Genomic DNA, 20,658 nt, shown 5'->3' on the forward strand with positions numbered 1-20,658 from the left:
CCGCTCCACGGACGGCTCGCGCTACTACGCGATCGACCAGTCACCCACCCTGCTGGCGACCAACCCCGACAGCGGACTGCAGGGCGTCTACGTCTCCAAGTCCGGTTCGCCCTACGGTCCGTGGACGCTGATCGCGGACAAGGACAAGCTCAAGAACTCCGGCTCCGCGCTGCAGGGCGACGGCTACCAGCCCGGAATCCAGTCCTGGTACAACCAGTTCCTCCAGGTCGACCCGAACAACGCCGACCACCTCTACGCCGGTCTCGAGGAGGTCTTCGAGACCACCGACGGCGGCACCAACTGGAACACCCCGGGCCCGTACTGGAACTTCGGCTTCCCGTGCTGGAGCATCGACCCCACCAAGCAGACCGGCGACTGCTCGCCGACCACCCACTCCGACCAGCACGCCGTGGCCATCGGCAGTTACCACGGCCAGACCTCGGTCTACGTCGGCAACGACGGCGGCATCTACAGCCGCCCGGTCAACGGCGCGGTCGACTCCGAGGGCCACGCCAAGGACTGGAAGTCCCTCAACGACGGCACCATCGACACCCTGCAGTACTACTCGGTGGGTGTCGGCAAGGACCCGGTCGGTCATGGCGTCATCGTCAGCGGCGGTCTGCAGGACAACGGCCAGTCCATCCTGCGCGCCCGCGACAAGGTGATGGGCTCCAACTTCGGCGGCGACGGCGGCGACACCATCGTCGACCCGGACAACGGCTGCAACGCGGCCCAGGAGTACGTCTACCTCGACATGTGGGTGACCCAGGACTGCGGCGTCAACGACGGCGCCTGGACCACCGACCCGACCAAGGCCACGGAGTACGAGGTCGCCCCGCCCGACAAGGCCACCAACGCCGCCCGCTTCATCGCCCCGATCACCACCGACACCAAGAACCCCGCCACCTGGGTGGCCGGCGGCCGGCACGTCTGGGTGCAGAGCAAGGGCTTCGCGATCCGCAGCGGAGCCGAGTGGACCAGCGCCTACGACCTCGGCGCGGGCCACGTCGCCACCGCCGTCGCGGCCTCCGGGGGCACCGTCTACGCCGGCTGGTGCGGCCCCTGCAACAACCAGGGCTTCACCCGTGGCATCGCCACCGGTAACGCCGACGGCACCGGCTGGCACCAGCTGAACCTGCCCGTCGACGGCACCCTGCCCAACCGCTACGTCTCCTCCTTCGCCGTCGACCCGGCCAACGCGAGCCACCTCTACGTCTCGATCAGCGGCTTCTCCCGGGCCTGGACGGAGGGCCCCGGCGCCGGCATCGGGCACCTCTTCGAGAGCCGCGACGGCGGCGCGAGCTGGACCGACGTCTCGGCCAACCTGCCCGACGTCCCCGCCGACTCGATCCGCATCCTGCCCGACGGCGCCCTCGCGCTGGGCACCGACCTGGCCGCCTTCTACCGCGCGCCCGGCGCCACGCAGTGGAAGGTCCTCGGTCAGGGGCTGCCCACCACCACGGTCATGCAGCTGCGGACCGGCCCGGACGGCAACCTGTACGCGGCCACCCACGGTCGCGGCATCTGGTCCATCGACCCGCGCCGCCTCGGCCGGGACGGGGGCGACGACGACTGATCCGGTCGTCCCACCCGGCACGCAGGGGTGCCCGGCCCGTTCACGCGAGCGGGCCGGGCACCCCGGGCAGCGGGTCTGAGGGCCTGGCGAGAAGGCGACATGTCATGTTCTCGCCATTCCATGACCCTTCCCCTCGCGGGGCAGGGGCGCCAGCATCCGTCTGCCCCGTGTCGGCGCGAGCCGACCGCATCCGGTACCACTCGGTATGTCAGGAGAGACATGTCCGGACTGGTTCGAAAAGGCTCCCTCCTCCTCGCTGGTGCGCTGGCCGCCGCGACGGCGTTCACCGCTCCCGCCTCGGCCGCCGGCGCCCAGGCGGCCCCCCATGGCCCGCACGCGCCCCGGGTCACCACCCCCGCCCTCACCCAGGTCAGCAGCGATCCGTACGCCGACGCCCAGGCCCAGCACGCCACCGAGGTCGAGCCGGACACCTTCGCCTACGGCAGCACCGTCGTCTCCGCGTTCCAGGTCGGCCGGGTCTCCGGCGGCGGCGCGTCCAACATCGGATGGGCGACGTCCGGTGACGGCGGCCAGAGCTGGACGCACGGGTTCATGCCCTCCGCCACGACGAACACCGGCGGCCGGTTCGTGGCGGCCAGTGACGCCTCGGTGGCCTACGACGCCAAGGACGGCGTCTGGATGGTCTCCTGGCTGGGCATCACCTCCGGCAGCGAGGTCGACGTCGAGCTCAGCCGCTCCACCGACGGCGGACACACCTGGGGCAGCCCGGTCGCCCTGTCGACCGGCACGTTCGACGACAAGAACTGGACGGTCTGCGACGACCACGCGTCCAGCCCGTACTACGGCCGCTGCTACACCGAGTACGACGACGCCAACGCCGGCGACGCCGAGCACATGCGCACCTCCACCGACGGCGGTGCGACCTGGGGCGCCCAGCTGAGTCCGGCCGACAGCCCCAGCGGGCTGGGCGGCCAGCCGGTCGTGCAGCCCAACGGCACCGTGGTCGTGCCGTTCTCGTCGGCCAGTTCGGACGCCGAGCGCTCCTTCGCCTCCACCAACGGCGGCGCGAGCTGGGGCTCCAGCGTGCAGATCGCCACCGTCTCGCACCACCCGGTCGCCGGACTGGAGGACCTCGCTGCCCACCTGGCCCCCCGCGGCCCGCGCGACACCCTGCGCGAGAGCCCGCTGCCGTCGGCCGAGGTCGACGCCTCCGGCAAGGTGTACGCGGTCTGGTCGGACTGCCGGTTCCGCACCAACTGCACGAGCAACGACATCATCCTGTCGACCTCCACCAACGGCACCACGTGGAGTGCGCCGGTGCGGGTGCCGATCGACGCGGCCACCAGCACGGTGGACCACTTCACGGCGGGCATCGGCGTGGACCCGAGCAGTTCGGGCGGTACCGCCCGGCTGGCCCTGACGTACTACTACTACCCGAACGCCTCCTGTACGGACACCACCTGCCAGCTGGACGCGGGCTACGTCTCCTCCGCCGACGGCGGCACCACCTGGAGCGCACCCGTCCAACTGGCCGGGCCGATGACGCTGGCCTGGTTGCCGAACACCAGCCAGGGCCGGATGTTCGGCGACTACATCTCCACCTCCGTCCTGGCCGGCGGCAACGCCGTTCCGGTCATCCCGGTCGCCCACGCCCCCAGCGGCAGCACGTTCGACGTGGCGATGTACGCACCGACCGGCGGCCTGCCGATCGGCCAGGCACCGGGCAACACGGTCACGGTGACCAACCCGGGCAACCAGACCTCCACCGCCGGGACGGCCCTGTCGCTGCAGATCGCCGGCACCGACTCCGGCGGCGCCGCCCTGACCTACACCGCGACCGGCCTGCCGGCGGGCCTGTCGATCTCCGCCGCCGGCCTGATCTCCGGTACCCCGACCACCGCCGGCACCTCGTCGGTGACGGTCAGGGCGACCGACACCACCGGCGCGTCCGGCCAGACGTCGTTCAGCTGGACGGTCAACCCCACCGGCGGCACCGAGACCGTCTCGGTGACCAACCCGGGCAACCAGACCAGCACGGCCGGCACCGCGGCCTCGCTGCAGATCGCCGGCACCGACTCGGCGGGCAAGCAACTCGGTTACTCGGCGACCGGCCTGCCCGCGGGCCTGTCGATCTCCGCCGCGGGTCTTATCTCCGGTACCCCGACCACCGCCGGCACCTCGTCGGTGACGGTCACCGCCTCCTCCGGCACCGCCTCCGGGTCGACGTCCTTCACCTGGACCGTGAACCCGGCCAGCGGCTGCGGCAGCCCCGGCCAGAAGCTGGGCAACCCCGGCTTCGAGACCGGCAGCGCCTCGCCCTGGACCGCCTCGGCCGGCGTCGTCGACAACTCCAGCAGCGAGCCCGCCCACTCCGGCAGCTGGAAGGCCTGGCTGGACGGCTACGGCAGTACCCACACCGACACGCTCGCGCAGAGCGTCGCCATCCCGGCCGGCTGCAGCGCGACGCTGAACTTCTACCTCCACGTCGACACCGCCGAGACCGGTACCACCGCCTACGACACCCTCAAGCTGCAGATCGGCAGCACCACCCTGGCCAGCTACTCCAACCTCAACAAGGGCACCGGCTACACCCTGTGCTCCGTCGACCTGTCCAGCTACGCCGGACAGACGGTGACCCTCAAGTTCACCGGTACCGAGGACTCGTCCCTGCAGACCAGCTTCGTCATCGACGACACCGCGCTCAACGCCTCCTGAGCCACGCCGCGCCACCGCCGGTCCTGACCCCGGGAGCCTCCCGGGGTCAGGACCCTCCGCGGCCGGGCCCGGGCGCCGTGGGTCGGCCCGGTCGGGTCTGCGAGAATCGCGCGGTGAACAGCGCCGACGACACCGCCCGCCGGGCCCTGATCCGGCGTGGCTTCGCGCTGGAGTACGCCACCCTCGGGTGGAACGTGGTCGGCATCGTGGTGCTGGCCGTCGCCGCGCTCGCGGCCAGGTCGGTGGCACTGGCCGGCTTCGGCCTGGACTCGCTGATCGAGATCGGCGCCTCCACGGTGGTCGTCTGGGAGCTGTCCGGCACCGGCGAGGCGCGCCGGAAGCGCGCGCTCGAGCTGATCGGCGTCGGGTTCGCGCTGCTGGCCCTCTACCTGCTGGTGCAGTCCACCTGGGTGCTGGTCGCCGGCCTGCGTCCGCACCACTCGCCGCTGGGCATCGCCTGGACCGCGGTCACCGCCGCCGTGATGTTCGCCCTCGCCACGGGCAAATCCCGCACCGGTACGGCCCTGGACAACCCGGTGCTGCGGACCGAGGGCCGGGTGACGATGATCGACGGCCTGCTGGCCGCCGCCGTACTGGTCGGCCTGCTCCTCAACTCCCTCGCCGGCCTCTGGTGGGCCGACCCACTGGCCGGGTACGTCCTCGTCTTCTACGCGCTGCGCGAGGTCCGGGAGATCTTCTCCGACGATCACTGACGCCCGCGGGGCGGCCGCTCGGGCAGGCGCACCGCCTCGGTGGTCGGTGAGCGGGTGGACCCGGCGGCAGGCGGCGAGGTGTGCGTGTGCGACATCCAGGACGTGAGGGTGCCCCAGCCCACCGGCGGTCACCAGGAGCCGCGCGAGGCGGGGCTGCTCACTCCCGGGACGCTTAGGATGCGAGGAATGGACGGGACCACGCTGCCGCACGGAGAGCTCACCTCGATGACAACGCGACGAACCCGCTGGCAGGAGGCGGGGCAGAGCGGGAACTTCGGCCGGCGGTTCGCCGAACTCATCGCCTCCGGCGAGGACGTCGACGGTGAGGCCCGGCTCGCCGACACGCTCCTGCCGCGCGGCGCTCGTGTGCTGGACGCCGGCGCGGGCATGGGCCGGGTGGCCGCGGCGCTCCTGCGGCGAGGGCACGACGTGGTGGCGATCGAGCCCGACGAGGCACTGGTCCGCCAGGCCCGGGAGACCTACCCCGGGCTGCCGATCGAGGAACGCGACCTCCTCGACCTCGGCCCCCAGGACGGGCCGTTCGACCTGGTCGTGTGCGTGGGCAACGTCATCGTCTACCTGGCCGAGGGCACGGAACGCCGGGCGCTGGGCGCCATGCGCGACGTGCTCGGCGAGAGCGGCCGGATCCTGGTCGGCTTCCACCTCCAGGACCCGCCGGCGCACGCCCGGACCTACCCGGTGGAGGAGTTCGAGGCGGACCTCGCCGCCGTCGGACTGCGAGTCGACCTCCGGGCGGGCACCTACCAGCTGCACCCTGCCAACGATGCCTACGGCGTCTGGATCCTGAGTCGCGCGCAGGCTTGACCTCCAGCCCTTCGCCCCCGGCCGCGGCCAGGCACGCACCGGCCCACCTGCGGGCCGGCCGACGCTCCCCGCTGCGCCTGTTGCCGGAACGGCAACAGAACCGCCCGGTCGTGGGGCCGGTCCCGCATGATCGGTTCGAGGCCGTCGGGCGCGCCCGGTACGTCATCGGCCGTCAGCGTTGCCACGGATCACCAGACTTGGAGGGTCGATGTCGTTCAATGCCGCGGACTTCACGCACCGGCTGGTCCCCGCGCCGGCGGGCCGCGTTCACCTGGTCGAGCAGGGGACGGGCCCGCTGGTGCTGCTCGTGCACGGCTTCCCCGAGTCCTGGTACTCCTGGCGGCACCAGCTCCCGGCGCTGAGCGCCGCCGGGTACCGCGCGGTCGCCGTCGACGTCCGGGGCTACGGACGGTCGTCCAGGCCCGAGGGCGTGGACGCCTACCGCATGCTGGAGCTGGTGGCGGACAACGCCGCGGTGGTGCACGCCCTGGGGGAGCACTCCGCCGTGATCGTCGGCCACGACTGGGGCGCGACCATCGCGGCGAACAGCGCACTGGTGCGGCCCGACGTGTTCCGGGCGGTGGGCCTGCTGAGCGTGCCCTACGTCCCGCGCGGCGGGCCGCGGCCCAGCGAGGTCTTCGCGCGACTGGGCGGGGACGAGGAGTTCTACGTCTCCTACTTCCAGCAGCCGGGGCGGGCCGAGGCCGAGATCGAACCCGACGTACGGGGCTGGCTGGCGGGCTTCTACGCCGCCCTGTCGGCCGACACCATGCCGGCGGCCGGCGCTCCCGACCCGCACTTCGTCGCCCGAGGTGGCACGCTGCGTGAGCGGTTCCCGTCCGGTCCCCGGCCGGCCTGGCTCGGCGCGTGCGATCTCGACGTCTACGCGGGCGAGTTCGAACGGACCGGCCTGACCGGCGCGTTGAACCGCTACCGGAGCATGGACCGCGACTGGGAGGACCTCGCCGCCTTCGACGGCACCCCCATCGCCCAGCCCTCCCTCTTCGCCGGCGGCACCCGGGACGCGTCCACCACCTGGCTGAGCGACGCGATCAACGCCCACCCCCGGACGCTGCCCGGACTGACCGCCTCCCACCTCCTGGAGGACTGCGGACACTGGATCCAGCAGGAACGCCCCGCCGAGGTCAACCAGTTGCTGACCGACTGGCTCGCCCGCCTCCCGCTCTGAGACCCCGGCCCCACCCCACCCCGGCCCTGCTTTCGGAGGTCGGAACAGCGGTCCATCGGCGTTCCCGCCGACGCCCACAGCGGTAGCCCCTGAGTGCCCGTCGGTCCGCGCCGACGGGCACTTCGCTGCTCGGGCACGGCGCCCGAAGCGCCGTCGCTCAGCCGAGCGAGGTCAGGAGGGTGTTGAGGGCGTCGGTTTCGGTGGCCTTGTCGGGGTTGGGGGCGCGCAGGGCCTTGAGGACGTGGTCGATTTCGCCGTCGAGGAAGGTCCAGGCCTGTGCGTTCTTGGGTTCGAGGGTGGGCTGGGCGTCGTCCCAGGCCTTCTCGAGGTCGGTGATCCGGGCGGTCGCGGCCGCCTGGTTGCCGGAGTCGAGCTTGGCGAGGGTGTCGGCGGTGATCGCGTGGAACGTGGCGATCTGGGCCGGGGGGAACGAGGACGTCGGCGGCTTCGTCGTGGCGGGAGCGGTCGTGGGTACGGGGGCGGTGGCCGCGCCGGCCGCAGTCGTGGGTGACTGCTGCGGCAGCGAGCCGAGCGAGGTGAGGAGGGTGTTGAGGGCGTCGGTTTCGGTGGCCTTGTCGGGGTTGGGGGCGCGCAGGGCCTTGAGGACGTGGTCGATTTCGCCGTCGAGGAAGGTCCAGGCCTGTGCGTTCTTGGGTTCGAGGGTGGGCTGGGCGTCGTCCCAGGCCTTCTCGAGGTCGGTGATCCGGGCGGTCGCGGCCGCCTGGTTGCCGGAGTCGAGCTTGGCGAGGGTGTCGGCGGTGATCGCGTGGAACGTGGCGATCTGGGCTGGGGGGAACGAGGAGGTCGCCTGCTCCGGGGAGAGGGGCGCGGACGCGGGGGCGGGGGCGTCACCCTCGCCGGCCACGGCCGCGTGCGGCTGCTGGTGTGCCCAGAGGAGGAGCGCGGCGGCGGCGACCGCTACGACGGCGTAGTAGCCGAGCATGATCCGCTCGCGCGTCGGGTCGGTGGGGCGTGCGGTGTGGGTCTCGATGACGTCGCTGCGGCTTCGGGAGAGGTGGAGGACCGTGGCGAGGATCGCGCCCAGGAAGATCACGCTGGTCATCGCCGTCCCCAGGCCCAGGCCGCCGTCGCCGCTGGGGGAGGCGAGCCAGTCGCCGAGGTTGGCACCGAGAGGACGGGTGAGGATGTAGGCCAGCCAGAAGGAGAGCACCACGCTCGCGCCCAGGCGCCACGCGAGCACGATGGCGGCGATCAACCCGAGCGGAAGGAGCACGGAGACGCCCGGGGTCCAGCCCGTGAGCTCCAGGGTCCAGTCGCCGGTCGCGGTGCCGAGTGCGAAGGTCACCAGGACGGCGAGCCAGTAGAAGAGCTCGCGGGGACGGGTGACGATGCTGTGGATCGACAGGGTGCGCTCGCGGGCGTACCAGATCCCGAAGACGACGGCGAGGACGACGGCGAAGACACTGCTGCTCACCGCGAGGGGGACGCCCTGGCTGTCGGTGAGGATGTCGGTGTAGAGGGTGCCGGTCACGCTCAGGACCACGACGGTGAGCCAGTACACGAACGGGACGTAGCGCCTGGTGCCGAGCTGCCAGCCCAGGGCACCGGCCAGCACGGCGGTGAAGATCAGTGAGGTGTTGATCAGGCCGACACCGAGGGTCGTGTCGATCCAGTCGGCGAAGCTCTCGCCGACCGTGGTGCACAGGATCTTGATGACCCAGAACCAGATCGTGACCTCGGGGACCTTGTTCAGCATCCGTCGGGCGTCGGGCGAGGCCGAGAGCCGTTCCGTGGTGGTAGCCATGGGGCGAGGCTCGCATCCCGGACCTGAACACAACCTGAGCACCGGTTCGGGGATGCGCCCCGGCCGGGCAATACTGGCCCGCATGACTGCTCACCGCGTGCTGGTCGTCGAGGACGACCACGGACTTCGCGACGTGCTCGCCCGCGGCCTGCGCGAGGAGCACTTCGAGGTGCTCACCGCCGCCGACGGGGCGGGCGCGCTGCGCGCCGTCCACGACCGGGTGGACGCCGTGGTCCTGGACATCGGTCTGCCCGACTCCGACGGGCGTGACGTCTGCCACGCCATGCGCGCGGCGGGTTTCGAGGCGCCCGTCCTCTTCCTCACCGCGCACGACGCGCTGGCCGACCGGCTGTCGGGCTTCTCGGCCGGAGGCGACGACTACCTCGCCAAGCCCATCCACCTCGCCGAGCTCGCGGCCCGGGTCCGCGCCTCGATTCGCCGCAACCGGCGCGAGCCCGCTGTGGAGGTCGACGGCCTGCGGCTGGACCCCGTGGCGCACGAGCTGGAATCCACGGGCGGTGAGGCGGTGGCGCTCACCCCGACCGAGTTCCGGTTGTTGGCCTGCCTGATGTCGGCACCCGGCGCGGTGGTCCGCCGGCGGACGCTGCTGCGCGCGGGGTGGCCCGAAGGCGCCCAGGTCAGCGACAACACCCTGGACCAGTACCTGGTGCGCCTGCGGCGCAAGCTGCGGGAGGCGGGCAGCGCACGGGAGATCCTGACGGTGCGCGGTGTGGGGTACCGCTTCGCATGAGGACGATATGAAGATCATGAGAGCCCCCGCCACCCTGCGCGGCCGCCTCGCCCTGCTCGCGCTGGTCACCACCGCGATCTGGGTCGCGGTGCTCACCGCCGTCTTCAACGTGGAGCTGGGCGCGCACCTGCGCCAGCAGGCCGACGACCTGGTGCGGACCCGTGCGGCGGCGGTGGCCGCGACCATCGAGGCCCAGCCGGACGGGCGGATCGTGGAGCACGAGCCGGCCGATGACACGGCACTCGACGTCGGCATCTGGATCTACCAGGGCACCACGGCCGTCCAACGCCCCAGCGCATCGAGCACGCTCCAGGACCGGGCGGACCACCTGGCCGGAAACGGCAGGAACTTCACGGACACCTCCGAACCGCACGCCGTCCGGCTGTACGCACTGCCGGTCATGGCAGGGGACCGGCAGGTCGGCACGGTCGTCGCGTCGGTCGGCCTGGACGCCTACCGCCTCACCGCCCGGTCGGCACTGGCCGGCTCGATCGGGCTCTGCGTCCTGCTGCTCGCCGGCATCTACCTCGTGACCCGGACGGTGGTCGGCCGGGCCCTGTCGCCGGTGCGCGCGATGAGTGCCCAGGCGTCCGAGTGGAGCGAGCACGGCACCACCCAGAGGTTCGGCGCCGAGGGTCACCTCGCCGAACTCGCGGGGCTCGCCGGCAACCTCGACCAGCTCCTCGACCGGCAGGCCGCGATGCTGCGCCACGAGCAACAGCTGACGGCCGAGCTCTCCCACGAGCTGCGCACCCCGCTGGCCAGGATCACCGCCGAGACCGACTGGCTCACCGCCCGCCCGCGCGACGCCGACGAGCAGCGCGCCTCGCACGAGGCCATCGCCGCCGCCGCGGCCCGGATGCAGCGGATCTGCGAGACCCTGCTCTCCGAGGCCCGCACCCGCACCGACCAGGTGCCGGGCCGCTGCGCCGTGGACGACGTGGCCCGCACGCTGGCCGGGCGCAGCCGCGAGGAACACCCCGCGGCCCCGCCCGTCACCGTGATCGGCGACGGCGTGAGCGCCGGGGTCCCCGCCGCACTCCTGGAGCGCATCCTCACCCCGCTGCTCGACAACGCCCGCCGTTACGCGGTGCAGCGGATCACCGTGGAGTCCGAGCGGCGGCCCGGCGGGGTGGTGGTGGCGGTGGCGGACGACGGCTGCGGCGTACCCGAGTCGGTGGGAGCGGCGGTCTTCGAGGCGGGCCGCCGCGCCGACCCGGGCGACGGCCACGACGGCGCGGGTCTCGGCCTCCCGCTGGCCCGCCGCCTCGCCCGCGCCGCCGGGGGCGACATCACCCTCGCGCCCTCCCCGGACGGCGCGAGGTTCGTGGTGTCGCTTCCCGCGGGGTGACGGACGGGACGTGGCCGGGGCCGCCGGCGGCGGTGCGAGGGCGCTGACCGCTACGGTCCGCCGACCGGGCCACGGGTCGAGGGCGCTGACCGCTACGGTCCGCCCGGCACCGGCAGCGGCACCGGCAGCGGCCCGGTCCCGGGGAGGGCGAGGGTCTCGTCGGCGTAGGCGTCCACGAGGTGGAGGTCGTGGGTGACCAGGACGACGGCCAGCCCCCGGGCGGTCCGCAGATCGCCGAGCAGGGCCATGACGCCGTCGGCGGTGGCCGCGTCGAGGGCGGAGGTGACCTCGTCGCAGAGCAGGACCGCGGGTTCGGCGGCCAGGGCGCGGGCGATGGAGACCCGCTGACGCTGTCCGCCGGACAGTTCGTGCGGGTAGCGGGTGGAGAAGTCCGTGGGCAGGCCGACCGCGGTGAGCAGTTCCGCGACGCGGGCGGCGCGCTGCTCCCGGGGCGTGCTGCCGTGGAGTTCCAGGGGGCGGGTGAGGGCGCCGGCGACGGTGCGGGCGGGGTTCAGGGCGCCGAGCGGGTTCTGCGGGACGAGCTGGATGCAGCGCAGCTGGTCGCGGGTGCGCCGCCGCAGGGTGCCCGACAGCGGTCGGCCGTCCAGGGCGAGGGTGCCGGCGCCGGCCGGGTGGAGGCCGGCGAGGGCGCGCAGCAGCGTGGTCTTGCCGCAGCCCGAGGGCCCCACGACGGCGGTCAGGGAGCCGCGCCGGATGTCGAGGTCGACACCGGAGAGGACTTGGCGGCGGGTAGGGCCCGATCCGACGTGGGCACCGAGGGAACGCACCGTCAGCACAGCGACCCGGTCCGGTCCGACCTGCCCCTTCGGTCCGTCCTGCCCCTTCGGTCCGTCCGTCCCGTCCGTCCCGTCCAGCCCGGTGGCGCAGGACGGGCCGGGGACGGTTTCGCGCGGCGGGAGCGCCGCGCGCAGGGCGAGGGTGGTGTCGGTGCAGCGGGCGACGAAGTGGGGGTCGTGGCTGGAGACGGCGATCGCGATGCCGTCGCGGTGCGCCAACCGGCGGACGAGGTCGGCGATCTCGTCGCGCAGGTCGGTGTCGAGGCCGGCGGTCGGTTCGTCCAGGAGCAGCAGGTCGGGGCGGCGGGCGAGGGCACGGGCCAGGGCCACCCGGCGTTGCTGTCCGCCGGACAGGGCGGCGGGTCGGCGCCGCTCCAACTGCTGGTCGGCGGGCAGGCGGACCTGCTGGAGGAGGTCGAGCAGGGCGGTGCGGGACCTGTCGCGGGCGGTCTCGGTGATCAGGCGCTCCACCCGCATGCGGGGGTTGAGGCCGGAGCCGGGGTCCTGGCCGAGGTAGGCGAGGCGTTCGCGGCGCAGGCGCCGCAGCGGTTCGGGGGCGAGGGTGAGGATGTCGTGCCCGAGGACGGTGAGTTCGCCGGTGACCGTGGCGCCGGGTGGCAGGGCGCCGGCGAGGGCGCGCAGCAGGGTGGTCTTGCCGGCGCCCGAGGGGCCGGTGACGGCGTGGACGCGGCCCGGCTCCAGGGTGAGGGAGGCGCCGGTCAGCAGCGGGGTGCCGTCGGTCAGGGAGATGGTGAGGCCGGTGAGCCGGGCGGTGGGGACGGTGCTGCTCACAGGGGGGTCTCCGGGGTGGGCCGGGCGGGTGCGAGGGCTTCGGCGGCGAGGTTGACGCTGATCGCCAGCAGGCCGATGGCCAGGCACGGCGCGGCGACGGCCCAGGGGTTGAGCATGATTCCGGGGGCGTTCTCCCGGATCATCAGGGCCCAGTCGGCCTGCGGCGGTCGGGGACCGAGCTGGAGGAAGGCGGCGATGGAGACGACGTAGACGCCCTCGACGAAGCGCAGGCCGAACAGGGCGAGCAGGGCGGCGCGCAGGTTGGGCAGTACCTCGCGGGCCGTCAGGTACCACAGGCGCTCGCCTCCCGCCGCGGCGCTCTCGACGTATCCGGTGGTGGCGATCGGAGCGGCCGCCGCCGCGACGACGCGCACGGCGTAGGGGATGCCGAGGACGGTGGCGGCGGCGCCGACGGCGAGGCGTCCGCCGCCGGGCCAGGCGAGGGCGACGAGCATGATGCCCAGGACGGGGGGAAGCAGGATGGCGAGGTCGGCGGCGCGCTCCACCCAGCGTCCCAGGCGCGGGCGCAGCGCGGCGAGGATGCCGATCACGGTGGCGGCGCCGGTCCGGGTGACGGCGATGGCCAGCGCGGTGGCGATCAGCGGGGCGCCGCCGGACAGCAGCCGGCTCAGCACGTCGCGACCGAGCAGGTCCCCGCCCAGGACGGCCGCCGAGTCGGGTGTGCCGTAGGGGAGGGTGAGGGGATGGTCGACGGTGTGCGGCGCGAGCAGCGGGCCGGCGACGGCGAGGACGACGAGCAGCAGCGCGGGCAGCGCACGGGTCAGCGCCGTGGCCCGGTAGGGGCGTTGGCGCCCGTCGGTGGTGCCGGTCATCGGTGCGCTCCCAGGACGTGGTCGCGGGCGAGGTCGGCCAGGAGCAGCAACAGGCTGATGACCGCGCCGGTGGTGGCGACGACCGCGGCGACCAGCGGGGTGTCCCGGTCGGCGATGGCTCCGGCCAGGACGGCGCCGATGCCCGGGTAGTTGAAGAGGGTCTCGACGACGACGGCGCCGCCCAGCAGCATGCCGGCGGAGGTGGCGGTGGAGATCGCGACGGCGGGCAGCGCGCCGGGCAGCATGTGGTGGGTCAGGACACGCCGGCGGGGCAGGCCGTCGAGGATCGCCGCCTGCACGTGCGGGAGCGCGCCCTGGTCGGCGAGGGCGCCGCGCACGATCCTGGTGTTCCAGCCGATCTGAGGGATCGCCAGGGCCAGCAGCGGCAGCACCAGCATGTCCCAGGAGGCGGGTGCGCCGTCGGGGCCGGTGAGGGTCACGGCCGGGAGCCAGCCCGTCCACTGCGAGAGCAGGAGCAGCAGGGCGACGGAGACGACGAACTCGGGCAGGGCGAACGCCGCGGTGCACGCGACGGCGACGGCGCGGTCGATCCGCCCCGCGGGCCGCAGGGCGGCCCAACACCCCAGCGCCAGAGCGCCGCTCGCGCTGAGCACCAGCGCGAGCGTGCCGAGCAGCAGGGTGTTGGGGAACGGTGCGGCGAGCACGGTGGTGACGGGCTGTCCGTGGGCGGTGGTGCCGAGGTCGCCGGTGGGCAGGCCGCTCATCCAGTCCCAGAACCGTGTGGTCACGGGCCGGTCGAGGCCCAGGGCGGTGCGGCGGGCGGCCACCTCGGCGGCACCGGCGCCCCGCTCGGAGGTGGCCCCGGCCGCGTCCCCCGGCAGCAGCGCGACGGCGGCGAACACCGCGGCGAGGAGCAGGACGAGCATCGCGAGGCGGCGCGCGGCGAGCCGGGCGGCCCGGCGTGCCCCGCTCAGGACGGGGCCGGAGCGGGCCTTCGGCGCCCGCGCACCGTCGGCGGAGGTGGCCCTGATCAACGGGCCAGCCAGGTCTTCTCGAGCTGGACGCGCCCGTATCCGGGGAGCCCGGGCAGGTCGCGCACGGCCGCGCCCGCGAGGTCGATGCCGTCCGCCATGCCCCACAGCAGGTAGCCGGACCCGGCGAACTCGATCTCCTGGAGCCGGTGCAGCACCCTGGCGCGCTCGGCGGCGTCGGCGGTGCCGAGCGCCGCGCGGTACGCCTCGTCGAACGAGGGCTCCTTCCAGCCGGCCTCGTTCTGGCCGGCCTCGGAGACCATGGTCTTGGAGGCGAAGAACACCACCGAGTCGTTGGTGCCCCAGTAGGTGGTGTACAGCGGGGCCTTGAGCCAGCTCTCGTCCCAGAAGACCTTCGAGTCCTGCTTGACCACGTCGAGCTTCACACCGGCCTCGCGGGCCTGGGTGGCGAAGAGCGTGGCGGACTCGGCCAGGCCCGGGATGTCCTCGGTGGTGAGCAGGTCGTAGCTCCTGGTGGTGTCGAACCCGGCCTCGGCGAGCAGGTGCCGGGCCCGGGCGAGATCGCGCCCGCGCTGCGGGATGTCCTTGGCGAAGGCGGGGTCACCGGTGCCCAGGATGTCGTTGCCGACGGTGCCGTAGCCGGACAGGACCTGCTTGACCATCGCCTCGCGGTCCACCGCCAGGCGCAGCGCCTCGCGCACCCTCGGGTCGGCGAACGGGCCGTCGGCGGTGCGCATCACGATCGGCATCGCCATGTCGTTGGGGCGGCGCAGGATCTGGACGTCCTTGCGGGCCTCGGCGGTTCGGGCGGCGACGGCGCCGACGTTCGAGGCGAGGTCGATCTGCCCGGCGAGCAGGGCGTTGGCCAGGGCCTGCGGGCTCTCGAAGATCCGCACCTCGACGGCGTCCAGCAGCACCGTGCCGCCGTACCAGTCGTCGTTGCGCACCAGGCGGGCGTTGCCGTCGCGGAACCAGTCGAGCTTGAAGGGGCCGGTGCCTGGCGCGCTCGCGATGGCGTCGTCCTTGGTGTCCTTCTTGATGACGAAGGTGGTCAGGCGGGTGAGCAGCGGCAGGTCGGCGTTGGGGTAGTCGCAGGCCAGGACGACGGTCCTCGGGTCGGCGGCGCTGATGCCCTCGGGCCTGATGCCCGGCAGGCGGGAGGCGCCGGCCGGGGTGGCGCGCAGGCGCTTGAGGGAGAAGACCACGTCCTCGGCGGTGACGGGGGTGCCGTCGTGGAACCTGGCGCCCTCGGCGATGGTGAAGCTCCAGGTCCTCAGGTCCTGTGACGGCTGCCAACGCGTCGCCAGGCGCGGTGCGGTGTTGGTCCTCTCGCCGGGCACCGCCAGGGTGTCGTAGATCAGACTGAGGATCAGGTAGTCGCTCTCGTTGGCCTGCGAGCCGTGCGGGTCCCGGGTGACGGATGACGCTTTGCCGAGCGCGCCGACCCTCAACGTCCCACCACTGCAGGGCTGTTCGGATGATGCACCGGAGGGCGCCGCGTTCTTCGCCGTACCGGTGCCGCTGCCGCAGGCCGCCAGCGCACCGGCCGCTCCGATACCGGCACCGGCCCACAGCAGCTGTCGTCTGGTGACGCCCACAGGTGTTCCTCGTTTCAGGTCGAGCAGAAGTTACTTAGGTATACCTATCCTAAGTTTTGAATCCCCTGCAAGCCCGGTCCGCCGGCCCGGCCGTCCGGCGACATCCTGAACGGTGCATCAACTCGGCTTCCCTGCAAGCTTGTTATGGGGCTCTGCTGGTGCAGGTGTGCCCACTGTGGCTGGCGGCACAGCTGTGGTCGGTCAATTGGTAAGGCTTGCCTTACCGAGGCGTGGTTGTTACGTTCCTGGCTGTCCGGTCGCCACGCCGCGCCGGACCCGGAGCCCTCCGCGCTCCCCACTCCACCTCGCCGGGCCCTGTCGCTGACGCACGCCCGCACTCCCACCTGCCCACGCAACGGAAGGTGCCACCGTGCCCACCGCCGCCGCCCCTGCCCCGGTACGCCTGCTCGACGCCGAGCACGTCGCCGAACTCACCACCATCGCGACCGAACTGCTGGACATCCACGGCCTGGCCACCAGCCCCGCGCTGCTCGCCGACCTGCCCCGGGTCCGCACCCGCCTCAGCGCGGGCCTGCACCGGGTACTGCGTCCCGTCGACACCGCGGACGGCCTGTTCGTGCTGCGCGGCCTGACCGTCGAGGACGCCGACCTCGGCGCCACGCCCGGCCACTGGTCCACCGTCGGCGACGCAGGCGCCCGGTGGGACGTGGTCCTGCTGCTGGTCTCCACCCTGATGGGCACCCCGATCGCCTGGGACGGCCAGCAGGACGGCCGCTTCGTCCACAACATCGTCCCCTCCCCGGGCCACGAGACCGTGCAGACCGGCGCGTCCAGCAGCGTGCTGCTCACCCCGCACACCGAGGACGCCTTCCACCCCGGCCGCGCCCACCTGCTGCTGCTGTGCTGCATGCGCAACCACGACGCCGTCGCCACCACCGCCGCCAGCATCCGCCTGGCGAGGCTCTCGGCGCAGGACCGGGCCCACCTCGCCCGTCCCGTCGCGCCGATCCTGCCCGACGACGCCTACGAACAGGCCCAGCGGTTCGGCGGCCGGCCCGAGCCGGTGCCCACCCTGTTCGAGGCCGACGGCGGCCCGACGCTCCGCTACGACCCCGCCTACACCCCGCTCGACGCGGCGGACGACGCCTGGCGCGAGGCGTACGGGCGGCTGGGGGAGGAACTCGCCCGCGTCTCGGTCGCGGTGAGCCTGCGGCCCGGCGACGTCCTGGTGGTCGACAACGACCTGGTCGTGCACGGCCGCGTCCCCTTCGCCGCCCGCTACGACGGCACCGACCGCTGGCTCAAGCGTGCCTCCGTCCGCGTGCCCGGTCGCCGCACCCGCCCCGAGGCCGAGCGCAGCGAGCACGGCTACGGCCAGGCCGCCCTCGAAGCCTGGGCCCTCTGACCCTCCACCGACTCCACCCCTGCCGCACCCACCCCCTCGAAGGGACACCCCCGATGACCACCCGGGACACCCTCACGCCCCACGACGGCACCCTGCGCGTCCTGAGCACCAGCGACCTCGCCGGCATCGACATCACGCTCGCCGACGTCGTCGCCACCGTCGAGCAGGCCTACCGCACCCTGGCCGCCGGGCAGTCGGACAACCCGCGCAAGCTCACCGTCAAGCCCGCCGACGGCCACTCCGTCTCCTACGCGATGCTGGGACGCGACGGCGTGTGCGAGGTCGTGGCGATCAAGACCTCCTACAAGCACGGACTGGACAAGGGCCGCGCGGAGCAGCACTACTACACGACGCTCAGCATCTACGACGACGTCACCGGCCTGCCGGTCGCGATGATGGACTGCTCCCGTATCGGCTCCCTGCGCACCCCGGCCGTCTCCGCCCTGCTGGCCCGCGAGTGCGCCGCCCCCGACGCCCGCACCGCGCTGGTGATCGGCACCGGCACCCAGGGCCGCCTGGCCCTGCCGTTCCTGCTCACCACCCTGCCCGGGCTGGAGCGCCTGCTGCTGTCGGGCACCCACCCCCAGGGCATCGCCGCCGTCCGCCAGGAGCTGGAACGCCACTTCCCCGGCCGCGAACTGGAGTTGGTCACCGACCTCGAGCGCGCGGCCGGCGACGCCGACGTCATCGTCGCGACCGCCGGCGGCCACACCGACGCCGCCGTGCAGGCCGGCTGGCTCAGGCCCGGCACCGTCGCCATCCTCGTCGGCCACGGCCTGGCCCCCTCCACCCTGCACCGCGCCGACCGGGTGATCGCCACCAGCGAGGCGCAGATGCGCGTCACCGGTACCGACCTGGCCGACGGCCGAGGGGCGTTGCCCGCCGTCGACGTGGAGCTGCCCCCCGTCCTGGCCGGCGTGTCCAAGGCCCGCACCGCACCGGGCCAGCGGATCTTCGCCTACAACAGCGGACTGGTCGTCACCGACATCGCCCTCGGCCACCGCTTCGCCCAGCTCGCGGCCGCACAGGGCCTGGGCACCGAGGTCGCACTGTGGCGCTGACCCTGCCCGCCCGCCCCGATCCGGTGCACGAGGAGATCCTGGGCAGCGGCCTCCTGCCGGAGCTGTCCCACGCCCTCGGCGGACCGTTCCACTTCGTGCTGCCCGAACGGTTCGACGCCAACCTGGCCGCCTTCCGCACCGTCCTGGACGAAGCCGGCGTCGAGGGCAAGGTGTACTTCGCGAAGAAGGCCAACAAGGCCGCCGCCTTCGTCGAACGCTGCGCGCACGCCGGCGCCGGGGTGGACGTCGCCAGCCACGGCGAACTGCGCGAAGCCCTGGGCCACGGCGTCCGCGGCGAGGACCTCGTCGTCACCGGACCCGCCAAGAGCGACCAACTCCTGCACGTGGCGGCACTCCAGGGGGCACTGGTCGCCGTCGACTCACCCGACGAACTGGAGCGCGTCCTGCGCCTGGATCCTCCCCGGCCCGTGCGCGTCCTGCTGCGCCGCTTCCCGTCGAGCCAGCCCATGAGCCGATTCGGCCTGGACGACCGGCAGTTGGATGCGGCCCTGGTGCGCTGCGCCGAGGCGGGGGAGCGGGTCCGGATGGAGGGGTTCAGCTTCCACCTGTCCGGCTACGCGGTGCAGCCGCGCGCCGACCTCGCCGGGGAGCTGGTCGAACTCTGCCTCAGGGCACGGGTCCTGGGGCTGCAGGCCGACCGGATCAGTATCGGTGGTGGATTCGCCGTCGACTACACCTCGGCCGAGCACTGGCAGGCCTTCCTCGCCGCGCAGCGCCCCGACGACTACCACGCCCAGAAGTCCTTCACCGCGGGCGACTTCTACCCCTACCACTCGCCCGTCGCCGGGGCCGACGCCCTGCGCGCGATCCTCGCCGCCAGCCCGAACGGCGCCGCGGGCCCGCTCGCGGACCGCCTGCGGGACGCGGGCGTCATGCTGCTGCTGGAGCCGGGCCGCGCGCTGCTGGCCGGCGCCGGGGCGTCCGTGTTCGGCGTCCAGGGCGTCAAGGACCGGGCCGGGTACGGCATCGTCACCGTGGACGGCACCAGCCTGAGCCTGTCCGAGCAGTGGTTCAACAGCGAGTACCTGCCCGACCCCGTGCTCCTCACCGGTGGCAGGCAGGCCGTGGGCCCGCCGTACCGGGCCTGCGTCGGCGGGGCGAGCTGCCTGGACTCCGACCTGCTGACCTGGCGCAAGGTCGGCTTCCCGGTCCGTCCCGCGGCCGGCGACCTGCTGGTCTACCCGAACACGGCCGGCTACCAGATGGACTCCAACGAATCCCCCTTCCACGACCTGCCGCTCCCGCCGAAGGTCGTGCTGAACTCCACCGGGGCGCGCCCCCGTTGGCGGTTCGACCGGCGCCCCGCGTGCTGACCCCGCTGCTCCGCTCCCACTCCGCTCCCGAGGAAACCCCTGTCATGACCGACGCCCTGTTCCGACCGCCGGTGGTCACCCGGATCTCCGACCTCATCGGCTGCACCCCGCTGTTCGAGCTCGCCCGCGCCGACAACGGCGCCCGGCTCCTGCTGAAGCTGGAGATGTACAACCCCACCGGCAGCGCCAAGATCCGGATGGCCCGGCAGATGGTCATCGACGCGGAGGAGCGCGGCGAGCTCCGTCCGGGCGGCCACATCATCGAGTCCACCTCCGGCAACACGGGCCTGGGCCTGGCCGTGGTCGCCGCCGAACGCGGCTACCGCTTCACCGCCGTCGTCGACAACCACGCGGCCGTCGACAAGCTGCGCGGCATGCGGGCCATGGGCACCGAACTCGTCTACGTCGTCGAGGACGGCAGCGAGGAACTCAACACCGCCGCCCGCGAGGAGCTCGCCGAGGACATGGCCCGGGGCCGGGACAACACCTTCTTCACCGAGCAGCACAACAACCCCAGCAACGCGGTGGGTTACCACCCCGTCGGCCGCGAGATCGCCCAGGCCCTCGACAACCGCGTCGACGTGTTCATCGGTGCGGTCGGCACCGGCGGCGGCCTGTGCGGTACCGCGCTGGAGCTCAGGAAGCACGTCCCCGAGGTCACCGTCGTCGGCGTCGAACCCAAGGGCTCCATCGCCTTCGGGCCGCCCGCGCACGACTACTACCAGTCCGGCACCGGCACCCCCGAGGGCGCCACCCTCGGCCTGCTGGTCGACTTCGACCTCATCGACGAAGGCGTCAAGGTCGGCGACGTCGAGGCGTTCGCCACCGCCCGCGTCGTCGCCCGCCGCACCGGCCTGCTGATCGGCGGCTCGGCCGGCGGCGTGGTCCACGAGGCCCTGACCCGCCTGACCACCCTGCCCCCGGACGCCGTCGTGGTCGCCTTCGTCAACGACGGCGGCGAGAAGTACATGGACACCGTCTTCAACGACGACTGGATGAACGCCCGCCACCTCCTCGACGACGCCGTCGAGGCCGACATCGACGAGACCCTCACCAAACTCCGCAGGCCCTGACCTTG

General features: G+C 73.2%; 15 protein-coding genes and 2 pseudogenes. 11 read left to right on the forward strand and 6 right to left on the reverse strand.

Features of this window, described 5'->3' with window-relative positions; genetic code table 11:
- The 5 genes and pseudogenes from ABD323_RS04090 to ABD323_RS04110 all read left to right on the forward strand — a co-directional run.
- Positions 1-1,576, forward strand: a pseudogene (locus ABD323_RS04090) (glycosyl hydrolase); the annotation flags it as partial.
- 219 nt (positions 1,577-1,795) lie between these two features.
- Positions 1,796-4,252, forward strand: a complete 2,457-nt coding sequence (locus ABD323_RS04095) for a putative Ig domain-containing protein (RefSeq protein ID WP_344439260.1) — start codon at positions 1,796-1,798, stop codon at positions 4,250-4,252.
- 113 nt (positions 4,253-4,365) lie between these two features.
- On the forward strand, positions 4,366-4,965 hold the full coding sequence (locus ABD323_RS04100) for a cation efflux transmembrane domain-containing protein (RefSeq protein WP_344439262.1): 600 nt from the start codon (positions 4,366-4,368) through the stop codon (positions 4,963-4,965).
- Between the two features lie 186 nt (positions 4,966-5,151).
- On the forward strand, positions 5,152-5,790 hold the full coding sequence (locus ABD323_RS04105) for a class I SAM-dependent methyltransferase (RefSeq protein WP_344439264.1): 639 nt from the start codon (positions 5,152-5,154) through the stop codon (positions 5,788-5,790).
- A 208-nt stretch (positions 5,791-5,998) separates the two neighbouring features.
- Positions 5,999-6,979 (forward strand): alpha/beta fold hydrolase, encoded by a 981-nt coding sequence (locus ABD323_RS04110; protein ID WP_344439266.1) that lies wholly within the window; start codon positions 5,999-6,001, stop codon positions 6,977-6,979.
- 157 nt (positions 6,980-7,136) lie between these two features.
- Here ABD323_RS04110 and ABD323_RS04115 read toward each other — a convergent pair whose 3' ends face one another.
- Positions 7,137-8,744, reverse strand: a complete 1,608-nt coding sequence (locus tag ABD323_RS04115; RefSeq protein WP_344439268.1) for a hypothetical protein — start codon at positions 8,742-8,744, stop codon at positions 7,137-7,139.
- An 82-nt stretch (positions 8,745-8,826) separates the two neighbouring features.
- Between ABD323_RS04115 and ABD323_RS04120 the strand changes: the two genes are divergently transcribed.
- Positions 8,827-9,495, forward strand: a complete 669-nt coding sequence (locus ABD323_RS04120) for a response regulator transcription factor (protein ID WP_344439270.1) — start codon at positions 8,827-8,829, stop codon at positions 9,493-9,495.
- 7 nt (positions 9,496-9,502) lie between these two features.
- Positions 9,503-10,846, forward strand: a complete 1,344-nt coding sequence (locus ABD323_RS04125; RefSeq protein WP_344439272.1) for a sensor histidine kinase — start codon at positions 9,503-9,505, stop codon at positions 10,844-10,846.
- A 92-nt stretch (positions 10,847-10,938) separates the two neighbouring features.
- Here the strand turns inward: ABD323_RS04125 and ABD323_RS45900 are convergent, their stop codons facing one another.
- From ABD323_RS45900 to ABD323_RS04145, 5 genes and pseudogenes are all read right to left on the reverse strand, one after another.
- Positions 10,939-11,643 (reverse strand): ABC transporter ATP-binding protein, encoded by a 705-nt coding sequence (locus ABD323_RS45900; RefSeq protein ID WP_425555857.1) that lies wholly within the window; start codon positions 11,641-11,643, stop codon positions 10,939-10,941.
- 174 nt (positions 11,644-11,817) lie between these two features.
- Positions 11,818-12,354 (reverse strand): annotated as a pseudogene (locus tag ABD323_RS45905) (ATP-binding cassette domain-containing protein); the annotation flags it as partial.
- Between the two features lie 77 nt (positions 12,355-12,431).
- The gene (locus ABD323_RS04135; protein ID WP_344439276.1) at positions 12,432-13,268 is read right to left on the reverse strand and encodes an ABC transporter permease; all 837 of its coding nucleotides are present in this window, start codon (positions 13,266-13,268) and stop codon (positions 12,432-12,434) included.
- Positions 13,265-14,275 (reverse strand): ABC transporter permease, encoded by a 1,011-nt coding sequence (locus tag ABD323_RS04140; protein ID WP_425555858.1) that lies wholly within the window; start codon positions 14,273-14,275, stop codon positions 13,265-13,267. The genes ABD323_RS04135 and ABD323_RS04140 overlap by 4 nt, the downstream gene beginning before the upstream one ends.
- Complete coding sequence (locus tag ABD323_RS04145) at positions 14,260-15,819, reverse strand: ABC transporter substrate-binding protein (protein ID WP_344439278.1); 1,560 nt, start codon at positions 15,817-15,819, stop codon at positions 14,260-14,262. Before ABD323_RS04145 ends, ABD323_RS04140 begins: the two co-directional genes overlap by 16 nt.
- A gap of 370 nt (positions 15,820-16,189) precedes the next feature.
- Here ABD323_RS04145 and ABD323_RS04150 point away from each other — a divergent pair, with 370 nt between their 5' ends.
- From ABD323_RS04150 to ABD323_RS04165, 4 genes are read left to right on the forward strand one after another with little or no spacing between them, the layout of a single operon-like run.
- Positions 16,190-17,185, forward strand: a complete 996-nt coding sequence (locus ABD323_RS04150; protein WP_344439280.1) for a TauD/TfdA family dioxygenase — start codon at positions 16,190-16,192, stop codon at positions 17,183-17,185.
- 53 nt (positions 17,186-17,238) lie between these two features.
- Entirely contained in the window at positions 17,239-18,246 is a 1,008-nt protein-coding gene (locus tag ABD323_RS04155) for an ornithine cyclodeaminase family protein (RefSeq protein ID WP_344439282.1), read from the forward strand.
- Positions 18,237-19,580, forward strand: coding sequence for a type III PLP-dependent enzyme domain-containing protein (locus ABD323_RS04160; RefSeq protein ID WP_344439284.1), 1,344 nt, complete (start codon positions 18,237-18,239; stop codon positions 19,578-19,580). The genes ABD323_RS04155 and ABD323_RS04160 overlap by 10 nt, the downstream gene beginning before the upstream one ends.
- Positions 19,581-19,624: 44 nt before the next feature.
- The gene (locus tag ABD323_RS04165; RefSeq protein ID WP_344439286.1) at positions 19,625-20,653 is read left to right on the forward strand and encodes a cysteine synthase family protein; all 1,029 of its coding nucleotides are present in this window, start codon (positions 19,625-19,627) and stop codon (positions 20,651-20,653) included.
- The last annotated feature ends 5 nt before the right edge of the window (positions 20,654-20,658 follow it).

Origin of the sequence: Kitasatospora nipponensis, from assembly GCF_039528135.1 — a bacterium.
Classification (GTDB): domain Bacteria; phylum Actinomycetota; class Actinomycetes; order Streptomycetales; family Streptomycetaceae; genus Kitasatospora; species Kitasatospora nipponensis.

Coding starts and splice junctions, on each gene's coding strand:
- ABD323_RS04110 (WP_344439266.1), top strand. CDS start 5,999: ATGTCGTTCAATGCCGCGGACTTCACGCACCGGCTGGTCCCCGCGCCG.
- ABD323_RS04125 (WP_344439272.1), top strand. CDS start 9,503: ATGAAGATCATGAGAGCCCCCGCCACCCTGCGCGGCCGCCTCGCCCTG.
- ABD323_RS04115 (WP_344439268.1), bottom strand. CDS start 8,744: ATGGCTACCACCACGGAACGGCTCTCGGCCTCGCCCGACGCCCGACGG.
- ABD323_RS04105 (WP_344439264.1), top strand. CDS start 5,152: ATGGACGGGACCACGCTGCCGCACGGAGAGCTCACCTCGATGACAACG.
- ABD323_RS04165 (WP_344439286.1), top strand. CDS start 19,625: ATGACCGACGCCCTGTTCCGACCGCCGGTGGTCACCCGGATCTCCGAC.
- ABD323_RS04155 (WP_344439282.1), top strand. CDS start 17,239: ATGACCACCCGGGACACCCTCACGCCCCACGACGGCACCCTGCGCGTC.
- ABD323_RS04095 (WP_344439260.1), top strand. CDS start 1,796: ATGTCCGGACTGGTTCGAAAAGGCTCCCTCCTCCTCGCTGGTGCGCTG.
- ABD323_RS04135 (WP_344439276.1), bottom strand. CDS start 13,268: ATGACCGGCACCACCGACGGGCGCCAACGCCCCTACCGGGCCACGGCG.
- ABD323_RS04120 (WP_344439270.1), top strand. CDS start 8,827: ATGACTGCTCACCGCGTGCTGGTCGTCGAGGACGACCACGGACTTCGC.